8 protein-coding genes and 1 pseudogene are annotated in these 13,865 nt (G+C 71.1%); 5 read left to right on the forward strand and 4 right to left on the reverse strand.

The annotated features are described in order from the left end of the window. Positions 1 to 8: 8 nt before the first annotated feature. The 4 genes from MQE23_RS18555 to MQE23_RS18570 are packed head-to-tail and all read left to right on the forward strand — an operon-like array spanning position 9 to position 5,848. Positions 9 to 1,355 (forward strand): ABC transporter substrate-binding protein, encoded by a 1,347-nt coding sequence (locus MQE23_RS18555; RefSeq protein ID WP_020273359.1) that lies wholly within the window; start codon positions 9 to 11, stop codon positions 1,353 to 1,355. Further along, the gene (locus tag MQE23_RS18560) at positions 1,352 to 2,239 is read left to right on the forward strand and encodes an ABC transporter permease (protein WP_243379635.1); all 888 of its coding nucleotides are present in this window, start codon (positions 1,352 to 1,354) and stop codon (positions 2,237 to 2,239) included. The genes MQE23_RS18555 and MQE23_RS18560 overlap by 4 nt, the downstream gene beginning before the upstream one ends. Then, positions 2,223 to 3,020 carry an ABC transporter ATP-binding protein gene (locus MQE23_RS18565; protein ID WP_243379636.1) on the forward strand — a complete coding sequence of 266 codons (798 nt, stop codon included), beginning with the start codon at positions 2,223 to 2,225 and terminating at the stop codon, positions 3,018 to 3,020. Before MQE23_RS18560 ends, MQE23_RS18565 begins: the two co-directional genes overlap by 17 nt. A gap of 11 nt (positions 3,021 to 3,031) precedes the next feature. Next, positions 3,032 to 5,848 carry a fumarate reductase/succinate dehydrogenase flavoprotein subunit gene (locus tag MQE23_RS18570; RefSeq protein WP_243379637.1) on the forward strand — a complete coding sequence of 939 codons (2,817 nt, stop codon included), beginning with the start codon at positions 3,032 to 3,034 and terminating at the stop codon, positions 5,846 to 5,848. Positions 5,849 to 5,893: 45 nt separating this feature from the next. Here the strand turns inward: MQE23_RS18570 and recQ are convergent, their stop codons facing one another. Beyond that, the gene (recQ, locus tag MQE23_RS18575) at positions 5,894 to 7,993 is read right to left on the reverse strand and encodes a DNA helicase RecQ (RefSeq protein WP_243379638.1); all 2,100 of its coding nucleotides are present in this window, start codon (positions 7,991 to 7,993) and stop codon (positions 5,894 to 5,896) included. Between the two features lie 200 nt (positions 7,994 to 8,193). On the opposite strand from recQ, the pseudogene MQE23_RS18580 reads away from it, so the two are divergent. Further along, a pseudogene (locus tag MQE23_RS18580) lies at positions 8,194 to 8,469 on the forward strand (Uma2 family endonuclease); the annotation flags it as partial. Positions 8,470 to 8,671: 202 nt separating this feature from the next. On the opposite strand, the gene nuoN reads toward MQE23_RS18580, so the two are convergent. From nuoN to nuoL, 3 genes are read right to left on the reverse strand one after another with little or no spacing between them, the layout of a single operon-like run. Next, positions 8,672 to 10,321 carry an NADH-quinone oxidoreductase subunit NuoN gene (nuoN, locus tag MQE23_RS18585; protein ID WP_243379639.1) on the reverse strand — a complete coding sequence of 550 codons (1,650 nt, stop codon included), beginning with the start codon at positions 10,319 to 10,321 and terminating at the stop codon, positions 8,672 to 8,674. Beyond that, positions 10,318 to 11,889, reverse strand: coding sequence for an NADH-quinone oxidoreductase subunit M (locus tag MQE23_RS18590; RefSeq protein WP_020273466.1), 1,572 nt, complete (start codon positions 11,887 to 11,889; stop codon positions 10,318 to 10,320). The genes nuoN and MQE23_RS18590 overlap by 4 nt, the downstream gene beginning before the upstream one ends. A 5-nt stretch (positions 11,890 to 11,894) precedes the next feature. Then, positions 11,895 to 13,859 (reverse strand): NADH-quinone oxidoreductase subunit L, encoded by a 1,965-nt coding sequence (gene nuoL / locus MQE23_RS18595; RefSeq protein WP_020273467.1) that lies wholly within the window; start codon positions 13,857 to 13,859, stop codon positions 11,895 to 11,897. Between the last annotated feature and the right edge of the window lie 6 nt (positions 13,860 to 13,865).

Consider the following 13,865-nt stretch of genomic DNA (forward strand, 5'->3'; position numbering starts at 1 on the left):
GAACACCCATGAAACGCACAGCGGTCGCCGTAACCGCGGTCGCCCTCCTGCTCCCGCTCAGCGCCTGCGGCGGTGACGCCGAGGCCGGCAGCGGCTCCACGGTCACCGTCACCGTCGGCTACCAGTCCAGGACGATCAACACCGTCACGGCGGGCACCCTCCTGCGTTCCCTCGGCTCCTTCGAGAAGCAGCTGAACGCCCTGCACGACGGCGTCCGCTACAAGGTCGACTGGCAGGACTACGCCACCGGCGCGCCCATCACCGCCCAGATGACCGCCGGGAAGATCGACATCGGCTCGATGGGCGACTTCCCGCTGCTCATCAACGCGGCCCGCGGCAAGCAGCTGAACAGCCCGACCCGGCTGGTCTCGGTCACCGGCTACAATCTGCGCGGCGGCCTGAACACCATCGTCACCGCGCCCGATTCGAAGCTCGCCGCGCTGCGGGACCTGAAGGGCAAGAAGGTCTCCACGAGCGTCGGCTCGGCCGCCGACGGCACCCTCGTCCGGGCCCTCCAGCGCGCCGGCATCGACCCGGACAGCGGCATCGAGAAGCTCAACCAGCAGCCCTCCGTCGGCGCCTCCGCCCTCACGGCGGGCAGCACGGACGCGCTGTCGCAGTTCGTCGCCTGGCCGGGCCTGCTCGCCTACCAGGGCAAGGCGAAGGCGATCTACGACGGTGCCCGGCTGAACCTGCCCACCTTCCACGGCGTCACCGCCCGCGAGGACTTCGCGAAAGAGCGCCCAGCCGTGCTGGAAGCGTTCCTGAAGGCCCAGGCGGAGGCGACCGACTACCTGAACGACCACCCGGTGGACGCCGCCGAGAAGGTCGCGAAGGCGACGGGGCTGCCCGCCGAGGTCGTCTACCTCTACAACGGCGCTCACGGCATCGCCACCTTCGACCCGGCGATCAAACCCCGGCTGGTCTCCGCGCTGAAGCAGGACGTCTCGATCCTCAAGTCGGCGAAACTCACCGGCGACGTGGACGTCGACTCCTTCGTCGACGACCAGTACGTGAAGAAGGCCCTCGGACCTGAGGCGTACGCCGAGCGGCTCGCCGCGAAGCCCGCACCGGCCGCGAGCGAGGCCTGGCCCAAGGGCGCCTCGAAGACCGTCACCTTCAACTCCCCCTCTCAGCTGCTGCGTTACGTGGCCGGGCATCGCGACGCCCTGCGCGCCGCCTACGTCCCCGACACCACCACCGGCACCCTCTGGTTCGCCGACAAGGCCGTGTGGGTGGCCGACGGCGACAAGCTGCTGCCCTTCGTCGCCCCCGACACCGCGCAGGCGTACGTCGCCGGGCACGGCGGGGCGCGGGTCGTCCCGTACGCCGACGCTCTGGAGCGGGCGTCGTGAGGCGGTATGTGCTCCGCGCGGTCTCGCTGGCCGCCGCCCTCGGCCTGTGGCAGGCCCTGACCAGCCTCAACATCGACCTGTGGCTGCGCTTCTCGCAGTTCCCGACGGTCACCGACGTGGCCCGGGCCTTCGCCGTCCGGCTGTCCGGGCCCGACTACTGGACGGACCTGACCGACAGCCTCACCCGGATCCTCACCGGCTTCCTGCTGGCCGCCGTCCTGGGCGTGGCCACGGGCGTGCTCGTGGCCCGCTCGCGTCTCGCCGAGGACCTGCTCGGCCCGCTGCTGGAAGTGGTCCGGCCGATCCCGGCCATCGCGCTCGTCCCCGTCGCGATCCTGCTCTTCCCCTCCAACGAACAGGGCATCGTCTTCATCACGTTCACCGCCGCGTTCTTCCCGGTCCTGGTCTCCACCCGGCACGCGGTGCGCGCCCTGACCCCCACGTGGGAGGAGGCCGTGCGCACCATGGGCGGCGGCCGGTGGCGGATCCTCGGCTCCGTCGTCCTGCCGGGCGCGCTGCCCGGCGTGTTCGGCGGCCTGTCCGTCGGTATCGGCGTCTCGTGGATCTGTGTGATCTCCGCCGAGATGATCTCCGGCCAGTACGGCGTCGGCTACCGCACCTGGCAGGACTACACCGTCGTCGACTACCCGGGCGTGTTCGTCGGCATGGTCACCATCGGCGTGCTCGGCTGGGTCACCTCCACGGCCGTGGAACTGCTCGGCCGCCGCCTCACCCGCTGGCTGCCCCGCACCGCGTACGCACCCGGTGCCCGGCCGCCCAGGCCCGCCCGGTTCGTCCGGTCCGTGAAGCCCGCGCCCGCTGCCTCCGCCGCCGTGCCCGGCGGGCCCGCATCCGAGGAGGTACGCGATGAGCACCTCGTCTGAGACCGTTGTGAGCACCTCGTCCGAGGCCGTCGCCGCCGGCGCGCCGGTCCGCGGCACCCGGCTCACCCTGTCCGGCGCCTGTCTCGGCCGCCCGGGCGCGCCCGCCCTGGACGGTGTCGACCTGGACATCGCCCCCGGCGGGATCCTCACGGTCGTCGGCCCCTCCGGCTGCGGCAAGTCGACCCTGCTGCGCACCCTGGCCGGCCTGCTGTCGCCGCTCGCCGGGGAGATCGCCCAGGACGGGCACCCGCTGACCGGCCCCTCGGCCGACCGCGCCCTGGTCTTCCAGGAGGACGCCCTGCTGCCGTGGCGCACCCTGCGCGCCAACGTCGAACTCCCCCTCGCCATCCGCGGCGTGGCCCGAGCCCAGCGCCGGGAACAGGCCCAGGCCTGGCTGGAGCGGGTCGGGCTCGGCACGCAGGCGCGGCAGTTGCCGCACCGGGTCTCCGGCGGCCAGCGCCAGCGGGTCCAGCTGGCCCGCGCCCTGGCCGCGCGCCCCCGCGCCGTCCTGATGGACGAGCCGTTCGGCGCGCTCGACGCCCAGACCCGCGCTGGCATGCAGGACCTGCTGGTCGAGGTGCTGCACGGCACCGGCGCGACCGTCGTCTTCGTCACCCACGACGTGGACGAGGCGCTCTTCCTCGGCGACCGCGTGGCCCTGCTCGGCGCGGGCGGCCTCGTCGCCGTACGGGACGTGCCCCGCCCTCGAGACCGCGGCGCGCACGACGACCCGGCGCGCCTGGCCCTGCGGCGCGACGTCCTCACCTCGCTCGGTACGTGAAAGGCACCCCGGTGACCACCTCCGTGAACCCCCCTGCGGACGCTCCCCTGGCCGTCCCGTCCCTCGCCGACGCCGAGGAACTGACCTGCGACGTCCTCGTCATCGGCGGCGGCACCGCCGGCACCATGGCGGCCCTGACCGCCGCCGAGCACGGCGCGAACGTGCTGCTCCTGGAGAAGGCCCACGTCCGCCACTCCGGCGCGCTCGCCATGGGCATGGACGGCGTCAACAACGCGGTCATCCCGGGCCGCGCCGAACCCGACGACTACGTCGCCGAGATCACCCGCGCCAACGACGGCATCGTCGACCAGTCCACCGTCCGCCAGACCGCCACCCGCGGCTTCGCCATGGTGCAGCGGCTGGAGTCGTACGGCGTGAAGTTCGAGAAGGACGAGCACGGCGACTACGCGGTCCGCCAGGTCCACCGCTCCGGCTCCTACGTCCTGCCGATGCCGGAGGGCAAGGACGTCAAGAAGGTCCTGTACCGGCAGCTGCGGCGGCGCGAGATGCGGGAGAGGATCCGCATCGAGAACCGGGTGATGCCGGTGCGGGTCCTCACGGCGGACGGGCGAGCGGTCGGGGCGGCCGGCTTCAACACCCGCACGGGGCGGTTCGTCCAGGTCCGCGCCGGTGCGGTGATCCTCGCGACGGGCGCCTGCGGCCGCCTCGGCCTGCCCGCCTCCGGCTACCTCTACGGCACCTACGAGAACCCCACCAACGCGGGCGACGGCTACGCCATGGCCTACCACGCGGGCGCCGAGCTCACCGGCATCGAGTGCTTCCAGATCAACCCGCTGATCAAGGACTACAACGGCCCCGCCTGCGCCTATGTCGCCAACCCCTTCGGGGGCTACCAGGTCAACCGGCACGGTGAACGCTTCGTCGACTCCGACTACTGGTCCGGCCAGATGATGGCCGAGTTCGCGGCGGAGGTGGCCTCCGACCGGGGCCCGGTCTACCTGAAGCTGAGCCATCTCCCCGAGGAGTCCGTCTCCGCCCTGGAGACGATCCTCCACTCGACCGAACGCCCGACCCGCGGCACCTTCCACTCCGGCCGCGGCCATGACTACCGCACCCACGACGTCGAGATGCACATCTCCGAGATCGGCCTGTGCGGCGGCCACTCCGCCTCCGGCGTCCGCGTGGACGACCATGCCCGCACGACCGTCCCCCGTCTGTACGCGGCCGGCGACCTGGCCTGCGTCCCGCACAACTACATGATCGGCGCGTTCGTCTTCGGCGACCTGGCCGGCGCGGACGCGTCCCAGTACTCGGCGTACGAAGGGGAGTTGCCCGGTGAGCAGCTCCGGGAGGCGCACGAGCTGATCTACCGTCCGCTGCGCAACCCCGACGGCCCGCCGCAGCCCCAGGTCGAGTACAAGCTGCGCCGCTTCGTGAACGACTACGTGGCCCCGCCGAAGTCCGGTGCCCGCCTGTCGCTGGCCCTGGAGGCGTTCGAGCGGATGCGCGCCGACATCGCGGCGATGGGCGCCCGCACCGCGCACGAGCTGATGCGCTGCGCGGAGGTCACCTTCATCCGCGACTGCGCGGAGATGGCCGCGCGGTCCTCCCTGGCCCGGACGGAGTCCCGCTGGGGCCTCTACCACGACCGTCTCGACCATCCCGCTCGCGACGACGCGTCCTGGTTCCACCATCTCGATCTGCACAAGTCCCCCTCTGGTGCGATGGAGTTCACGGCTCGTCCCGTGGCTCCCTATCTCGTTCCGGTCGACGGCTTCGCCCCCGTCGGCGGCCTGTCCCGTTCCCTCGGCGAGGTCCACGCCGAGGACGTGGCGACGGCGGGGTCGCGGGATGTGGCACCGGTGGCGACCCGGGCGGGGACGGCGGAGCCGGAGGCGGCTTCGACTCCGCATGCCTCGCCCACCGCGCCGTCCGGCGAGCGGTCCGCCGCCCGTCTCCTCGAACTCGTCGCCCTCGCCGACGAGGAGCCCGAACTCGGCGCCCTTCTCCCCTACCTGACCGACCCGGTGCCCGCTGTACGCCGTGAGGCCGTCGCCGTGCTCACCGAGACGCTGCCACCGGGGACGGCGACCGCCCTCGCCGCCGCTCTGCGCGACACCGCCGCCGAGGTGCGTGCCGCCGCCGCAGCGTCACTGCGCGAGCTCGTCGAGACGCTCCCGGCCGAGCCCGACCTGCGCGACGGCCTCGCCGCCGCCCTGGCCGAGCCGGACCCGGTGGTCCGCGCCGCGGCGCTGGACGTCCTGCGTGCCCTGCGCCTGGGAGACGCCGCCTTGTTCGCCGTCTCCCTGGCCGACTCCGAGATCGCCGTCCGCATCGAGGCCGTGCGCGCCCTCGTGTCGGTCGACGCCGCCGGTGAACTGGCCCGGGCGGCGGCCGGCGACCCGTCCCGCGAGGTCCGAGTGGCGATCGCCAAGGGCCTCGCCACGGTGGGTGCCGAGCGGCCGGCGCATGACACCACGGCCGCCGCCGATCCCGCCGCCGACGCCATCGAAGCGGCCCTCACCGGCCTCCTCGACGACCCCGACGCCCTGGTCCGCGCAGCGGCCTACGGAGCACTGGGCACCACCGGCTGCCCCGAGCCCCTCACCGCCCGTGCTGTGGCCGCCCTGTCCGAGTCGGCCTGGCAGGTCCGGGCCGGAGCCGCCACGGCCCTGTCCGTCGCCGACCCCGAGGTGGCCGTCCCGGCGCTCGCCAAGGCCCTCGCGGACGCCAACGCCGATGTCCGCAAGGCCGCCGTCCTGGCACTGACCCGGCACCGCGTCACCGAGGAGGCCCGGGCGGCCCTCGCCACGGCGACGACGGACTCCGACGCGGATGTCAGGGCGTACGCGGGAAGGGCGCTGTGACCGGCCCGGCTCCCCACTCCCTGTGAACTCGGCCGGAGCCCGGCCCTATATCCAGTCGTCGGGCTCCGGCTCCGCGTCCGTCTCCGGCCAGTGGTCCGGCTCCCCCGCGTCCTGACCGGCGGCGGCGTGGGCCGGAGCCTGGCCGGACGGCTGAGCCGAGGGCGAGCCGCCCGCAGGAGCAGAGCCTGCCGGCCCGCCCAGCGAGGCGAGCACCTCCAGCACGCCCTCCCCGTACGTCGCGAGCTTCTTCTCCCCCACTCCGCTGATCCCGCCGAGCTCGGCCACCGAGTTCGGCCACACCGTGGCGATCTCCCGCAGCGTGGCGTCGTGGAAGATGACGTACGCCGGGACGCCCTGTTCGCGAGCCTGCTCGGCCCGCCAGGCGCGCAGTGCCTCGAAGGCCAGCAGCAGTTCCTCGGGCAGCTCGGCGGCGGCCGTCTTGCCCTTGCGCTCGCCCCTCCCCGAGCCCGAGGACGACGAGGACCCCGAGCGGGAGGTCACCGGCTTCTTCGGCTCCTTGCGCAGCGGCACCTCACGCTCCCGCCGCAGCACCGCCCCGCTCGCCTCGGTCAGCACCAGCGTGCCGTACTCGCCCTCCACCGCGAGCAGCCCCTGGGCCAGCAACTGCCGGATGACGCCCCGCCATTCGCCCTCGGTGAGATCGTCGCCGATGCCGAACACCGACAGCTGGTCGTGGTCGAACTGGATGACCTTGCCGGTCCGCTTGCCCAGCAGGATGTCGACGATCTGCACCGCGCCGAACTTCTGCCCGCGCTCCCGCTGGAGCCGCACCACCGTCGACAGCACCTTCTGCGCCGCGATCGTGCCGTCCCAGGTCTCCGGCGGGGTCAGGCAGGTGTCGCAGTTGCCGCAGGCAGGCTGGTCCGGGTCCTGGCCGAAGTAGGCGAGGAGCTGGCCCCGGCGGCACTGGGCCGTCTCGCACAGCGCCAGCATCGAGTCCAGGTGGGCCTGGGCCCGCCGCCGGAACGCCTCGTCGCCCTCGCCCGACTGGATCAGCTTGCGCTGCTGTATGACGTCGTTCAGCCCGTACGCCATCCAGGCCGTCGACGGCAGCCCGTCACGCCCCGCCCGGCCCGTCTCCTGGTAGTAGCCCTCGACCGACTTGGGCAGGTCGAGGTGGGCGACGAAGCGGACGTCCGGCTTGTCGATGCCCATCCCGAAGGCGATGGTCGCCACCACGACCAGGCCGTCCTCCCGCAGGAAGCGGGACTGGTGGGCCGCGCGCGTGCCCGCGTCCAGGCCCGCGTGGTACGGCACCGCCGCGATGCCGTTGCGGCTGAGGAACTCCGCGGTCTTCTCGACCGAGTTGCGCGAAAGGCAGTAGACGATGCCCGCGTCGCCCGCGTGCTCCTCACGCAGGAAGCTCAGCAGCTGCTTCTTCGGGTCCGCCTTCGGCACGATCCGGTACTGGATGTTGGGCCGGTCGAAGCTCGCCACGAAGTGCCGGGCCGCCGGCATGTTCAGCCGCTCGGTGATCTCCTGGTGCGTCGCACGCGTGGCCGTCGCCGTGAGCGCGATCCGCGGTACGTCCGGCCAGCGCTCCCCGAGCAGTGACAGCGCGAGGTAGTCCGGCCGGAAGTCGTGGCCCCACTGGGACACGCAGTGCGCCTCGTCGATCGCGAAGACGGAGATCTTCCCGCGTGAGAGCAGGTCGAGCGTGTTCTCCAGCCGCAGCCGCTCCGGCGCCAGGTACAGCAGGTCCAGCTCGCCGGCGAGGAACTCGGCCTCGACCATCCGCCGCTCGTCGAAGTCCTGCGTGGAGTTCATGAACCCGGCCCGCACGCCGAGCGCCCGCAGCGCGTCCACCTGGTCCTGCATGAGGGCGATGAGCGGGGAGACGACCACACCCGTACCCGGCCTGACCAGGGACGGGATCTGGTAGCACAACGACTTGCCGCCGCCGGTAGGCATGAGCACGACAGCGTCGCCGCCCGCCACGACGTGCTCGATGACGGCTTCCTGCTCACCACGGAAGGCCCCATAGCCGAAGACCCGGTGCAGGGCGGCCAGCGCCTCGCTCGCGTCGGCGCCGAGGGGCCCGGCGAGGCCGCCGCCCGCACCGCTCCCGTTCCCGGTCACCGCGTCCAGTTCCGTCATCACACCCGTCCCGCCCGTAGCGCCCATCGTTCCGTCCCCCGTGCGTCGCGCCTCGACCACTGCGTCCACCATAGGCGCCCGCACCGACAGCCCCGGAGTTATCCACAGGCCGCCCCGAACGCCTGCGTCAAGGACACGATCGTCGTTCACACGTTCGCGGGAGACCCCGTCCGTTTCCGCCCGATAGCCTGAAAGACCCGGCGAGCCTCCGTCCCATGGGAGCACTGATGAGCGTCGCACCGAAGGCGTCCACGCCCACCTGGCCGACCCCGCCGGAAGGCGGCTGGACCGCCGACGACCTGGACCGCCTCCCGAATCTGCCGCCGCACACGGAATTGATCGACGGAAGCCTGGTCTTCGTGAGTCCGCAGACCCTATTCCGCTCGCGCGCTGTGAGTTTCTTCGAATGGCAGCTCCAGTCTCTGGCCCCCTAGGAATTCGAGGTCATTCGCGAATTCACCATCGATATCGACCGCCAGAACCGCCCCGAGCCGGATGTGATATCCGCTCACGGAAGATCCCGGTGCTGGTGTACGCACCGGTGGTGGGCTCCAGCTCGAAGGTCAGCGCCCCGTTCCCCGTGGATCTGGATCTCACCGGCATCAAACCCCGCCGCAAGAGCGGCGAGTAACCGCCACGACGCACAGGACAGCGGCCCGGCACCCCCGAGGGGAACCGGGCCGCTGTCTCGCACCGAGCGGAGCGTCAGCGCACGAACACCCCCGCCTGCCCCGCCAGATCCAGGAAGTACTGCGGCGCCACACCGAGCACCAGCGTGACCGCCACGCCGACCCCGATCGCCGTCATCGTCAGCGGCGACGGCACCGCCACCGTCGGGCCCTCCGGCCGCGGCTCGCTGAAGAACATCAGCACGATGACGCGGATGTAGAAGAACGCCGCGATCGCCGACGAGATCACACCGATCACGACGAGCGGGGCGGCCCCGCCCTCCGCCGCCGCCTTGAACACGGCGAACTTCCCGGCGAAGCCGGAGGTCAGCGGAATGCCTGCGAAGGCCAGCAGGAACACCGCGAACACGGCCGCCACCAGCGGCGAACGCCGGCCGAGCCCCGCCCACTTCGACAGGTGCGTCGCCTCACCGCCCGCGTCGCGTACGAGCGTGACGACCGCGAAGGCACCGATCGTCACGAACGAGTACGCGGCCAGGTAGAAGAGGACGGACGACACACCGTCCGGCGTGGTCGCGATGACACCCGCGAGGATGAACCCGGCGTGCGCGATCGACGAGTACGCCAGCAGCCGCTTGATGTCGGTCTGTGTGATCGCGACGATGGCTCCGCCCAGCATGGTGACGATCGCCACGGCCCACATCACCGGCCGCCAGTCCCAGCGCAGGCCCGGCAGGACGACGTACAGCAACCGCAGCAGCGCGCCGAACGCCGCCACCTTCGTCGCCGCCGCCATGAAACCGGTCACCGGCGTCGGCGCGCCCTGGTACACGTCCGGCGTCCACATGTGGAACGGCACCGCGCCCACCTTGAACAGCAGGCCCATCACCACCAGCGCCGCACCGATCAGCAGCAGCGCGTCGTTGCCCATGGTGTCGGCGAGCGCCGGGTTGACGTCGGCGACCGTACCCTCGACGACCTGCGCGATCGTCGCGTACGACATCGAGCCCGCGTAGCCGTACAGCAGGGCGATGCCGAACAGGGTGAACGCGGAGGCGAACGCGCCGAGCAGGAAGTACTTGACCGCCGCCTCCTGCGACATGAGCCGCTTGCGGCGGGCCAGCGCGCACAGCAGGTACAGCGGGAGCGAGAGGACCTCCAGCGCCACGAAGAGCGTCAGCAGGTCGTTGGCCGCCGGGAAGATCAGCATGCCGGCGACGGCGAACAGCAGCAGCGGGAACACCTCGGTGGTGGTGAACCCGGCCTTGACCGCCGCCTTCTCGCTCTCGCTGCCCGGCACGGACGCGGCCTGCGCGGCGAAGGAGTCGACCCGGTTGCCGTGCACCACCGGGTCGAGCCGCCGCTCGGCGAAGGTGAACAGGCCTACCAGGGCCGCCAGCAGGATCGTGCCCTGCAGGAAGAGGGCCGGTCCGTCGACGGCGATCGCGCCCATCGCCGCGATGCGCGCCTTGGTCGTGCCGTAGCCGTCGGCCGCGAGGGCGACGACCGCGGCGAAGGCGGCAGCGAGCGCGACGACGGACACGAACATCTGGACGTAATAACGCGATTTGCGCGGTACGAACGCCTCGACGAGGATCCCGACGATCGCCGCTCCGACGACGATCAGGGTGGGCGCCAACTGTCCGTACTCGAACTTCGGCGCGTCGATCTTGGTGATCGGTTCGGCCGCGGTTGTCCACAGGCTGTGGACGGCTGTTGCGCTCACTTGGCCGCCTCCACCTCGGGCTGGGGGTCCTTCTTCTGTACATCGGACATGGTCTGTTTCACCGCAGGGTTGACGATGTCCGTGACGGGCTTCGGGTAGACGCCCAGGAAGATCAGCAGTGCGACCAGCGGGGCGACGACCACGAGTTCCCGCACCCTGAGGTCCGGCATCGCGCTGACCTCGGGTTTCACCGGCCCGGTCATCGTCCGCTGGTAGAGGACGAGGGTGTAGAGGGCGGCGAGGACGATGCCGAAGGTGGCGATGATGCCGATCACCGGGTAACGCGTGAACGTGCCGACCAGAACCAGGAACTCGCTCACGAACGGCGCCAGTCCCGGCAGGGAGAGGGTCGCGAGGCTGCCGATCAGGAACGTGCCGGCCAGCACCGGGGCCACCTTCTGCACTCCGCCGTAGTCGGCGATGAGCCGCGAGCCGCGTCGGGAGATCAGGAAGCCCGCCACCAGCATCAGCGCGGCGGTCGAGATGCCGTGGTTGACCATGTAGAGCGTCGCGCCGGACTGGCCCTGGCTGGTCATCGCGAAGATGCCCATGATGATGAAGCCGAAGTGGGAGATCGACGCGTAGGCGATCAGCCGCTTGATGTCCCGCTGGCCGACCGCGAGCAGCGCCCCGTAGATGATGCTGATCAGGGCCAGGACGAGGATCGCGGGCGTCGCCCACTTGCTGGCCTCCGGGAACAGCTGGAGGCAGAAGCGGAGCATCGCGAAGGTGCCGACCTTGTCGACGACCGCCGTGATCAGCACGGCGACCGGGGCGGTGGACTCCTGCATCGCGTTGGGCAGCCAGGTGTGCAGCGGCCACAGCGGCGCCTTCACCGCGAAGGCGAAGAAGAAGCCCAGGAACAGCCAGCGTTCGGTGTTGGTCGCCATGTCCAGCGAGCCGTTGGCGCGGGCGGCGGCGATCTCCTGAAGGGAGAAGTTCCCGGCGACCACGTACAGGCCGATCACCGCGGCCAGCATGATCAGACCGCCGACCAGGTTGTAGAGGAGGAACTTCACCGCCGCGTACGACCGTTGCGTCGCCGCCGTCTTCTCGCCGTGCTCGTGGGCTCGGTCCCCGAAGCCGCCGATGAGGAAGTACATCGGGATCAGCATGGCTTCGAAGAAGATGTAGAAGAGGAAGACGTCGGTGGCCTCGAAGGAGAGGATCACCATCGCCTCGACGGCGAGGATCAGGGCGAAGAAGCCCTGCGTGGGCCGCCACCGGGTGCTTCCTGTCTCCAGCGGGTCGGCGTCGTGCCAGCCCGCGAGGATGATGAACGGGATCAGCAGGGCGGTCAGCGCGATCAGCGCCACCGCGATGCCGTCCACGCCCAGTTCGTAGCGGACACCGAAGTCCGCGATCCAGGCGTGGGACTCGGTGAGCTGGTAGCGCTCGCCGCCCGGGTCGAAACGCACCAGGACGGTGATCGCCAGGACGAGCGTGGCGAGCGAGAAGAGCAGCGCCAGCCACTTGGCGGCGGTGCGCCGCGCGGCCGGTACGGCGGCCGTGGCGATCGCCCCGACGGCCGGGAGGACCGCTGTCGCTGTCAGCAGAGGAAAGGACATCGGTATCAGACCGCCCTCATCAGCAGGGTCGCGGCGACGATGACCGCCGCGCCGCCGAACATCGAGACCGCGTAGGAGCGGGCGAAGCCGTTCTGCAGCCTGCGCATCCGCCCGGAGAGGCCGCCGACCGAGGCCGCCGTGCCGTTGACGACGCCGTCGACCAGGGTGTGGTCGACATAGACCAGGGACCGCGTGAGGTGCTCGCCGCCGCGGACCAGGACGACGTGGTTGAAGTCGTCCTGGAGCAGGTCGCGCCGGGCGGCGCGGGTGAGGAGCGAGCCGCGCGGGGCGACGGCCGGGACCGGGCGGCGGCCGTACTGCGCCCACGCCAGGGCGACACCGATGATCATGCACGCTACGGTCGCGCCGGTGACCACACCCGCGCTGATCGGCGGGTTGCCGTGACTGTGCCCGGTGATCGGCTCCAGCCAGTGCAGGAAGCGGTCGCCGATGCTGAAGAACGCACCGCCGGCCACCGACCCGACGGCCAGCACGATCATGGGGATCGTCATGACCTTGGGCGACTCGTGCGGGTGGGGCGGGGTGTACTCGCCGCGGGTCTCGGCGGCGGGCTCCACGTCCGGTTCGGCCGGCGACGGCGTCGGGGCGTTGCGCCAGCGCTCCTCGCCGAAGAACGTCATCAGCATCACGCGCGTCATGTAGTACGCGGTGATGGCCGCGCCGAGCAGGGCGCAGGCGCCGAGGATCCAGCCCTCGGTGCCGCCCTTGGCGAACGCCGCCTCGATGATCTTGTCCTTGGAGAAGAAGCCGGACAGGCCCGGGAAGCCGATGATGGCCAGATAACCGAGGCCGAAGGTGACGAAGGTGACCGGCATGTACTTCCGCAGGCCGCCGTACCTCCTCATGTCCACCTCGTCGTTCATGCCGTGCATGACCGAACCGGCGCCGAGGAACAGCCCGGCCTTGAAGAAGCCGTGCGTCACCAGGTGCATGATCGCGAAGACGTAGCCGATGGGGCCGAGGCCCGCGGCGAGGATCATGTAGCCGATCTGCGACATGGTCGAGCCGGCCAGGGCCTTCTTGATGTCGTCCTTCGCGCAACCGACGATCGCACCGAAGAGGAGCGTGACCGCACCGACGATGGTGACGACCAGCTGCGCGTCCGGGGCGCCGTTGAAGACGGCTGCGGAGCGGACGATCAGGTACACGCCCGCCGTCACCATGGTCGCGGCGTGGATGAGGGCCGAGACCGGGGTCGGGCCCTCCATCGCGTCCCCGAGCCAGGACTGCAGCGGCACCTGGGCGGACTTGCCGCAGGCGGCGAGCAGCAGCATCAGCGCGATCGCGGTCAGCTTGTCCTCACCGGCGGCACCGGCGAGCCCGGCCTCCGCGTGGTCGCCGAGCACCGGCCCGAAGGCGAAAGTGCCGAACCACAGGAACATCAGCATGATCGCGATGGACAGGCCCATGTCGCCGACGCGGTTGACCAGGAAGGCCTTCTTCGCGGCCGTGGCAGCGCTGGGCTTGTGCTGCCAGAAGCCGATCAGCAGGTAGGAGGCGAGACCGACACCCTCCCAGCCGACGTACAGCAGCAGGTAGTTGTCGGCGAGGACGAGCAGCAGCATCGCCGCGAGGAAGAGGTTCAGGTAGCCGAAGAAGCGGCGGCGCCGCTCGTCGTGCTCCATGTACCCGACGGAGTAGAGGTGGATCAGCGATCCGACGCCCGTGATGAGCAGGACGAACGTCATGGACAGCTGGTCTAGCTGGAAGGCGACGTCCGCCTGGAAGCCCTCGACAGGGATCCAGCTGAACAGGTGCTGGCTCATGACGCGGTGTTCGGGGTCCTGGGCCAGCATGTCGCTGAACAGCACCAGGCCGAGCACGAAGGAGGCGGCCGCGAGCAGCGTGCCGATCCAGTGGCCCACGGCGTCCAGCCGGCGTCCGCCGCACAGCAGGACCGCCGCTCCGAGCAGAGGCGCCGCCACCAGCAGCGCAATGAGGTTCTCCACGATTCT

The organism is Streptomyces sp. HP-A2021 (assembly GCF_022807935.1).
Classification (GTDB): domain Bacteria; phylum Actinomycetota; class Actinomycetes; order Streptomycetales; family Streptomycetaceae; genus Streptomyces; species Streptomyces afghaniensis.

Excerpts from the sequence above, each read along its gene's own strand:
- recQ (WP_243379638.1), bottom strand. The coding sequence starts at position 7,993 with ATGGGCGCTACGGGCGGGACGGGTGTGATGACGGAACTGGACGCGGTG.
- MQE23_RS18565 (WP_243379636.1), top strand. The coding sequence starts at position 2,223 with ATGAGCACCTCGTCTGAGACCGTTGTGAGCACCTCGTCCGAGGCCGTC.
- MQE23_RS18590 (WP_020273466.1), bottom strand. The coding sequence starts at position 11,889 with ATGTCCTTTCCTCTGCTGACAGCGACAGCGGTCCTCCCGGCCGTCGGG.
- MQE23_RS18555 (WP_020273359.1), top strand. The coding sequence starts at position 9 with ATGAAACGCACAGCGGTCGCCGTAACCGCGGTCGCCCTCCTGCTCCCG.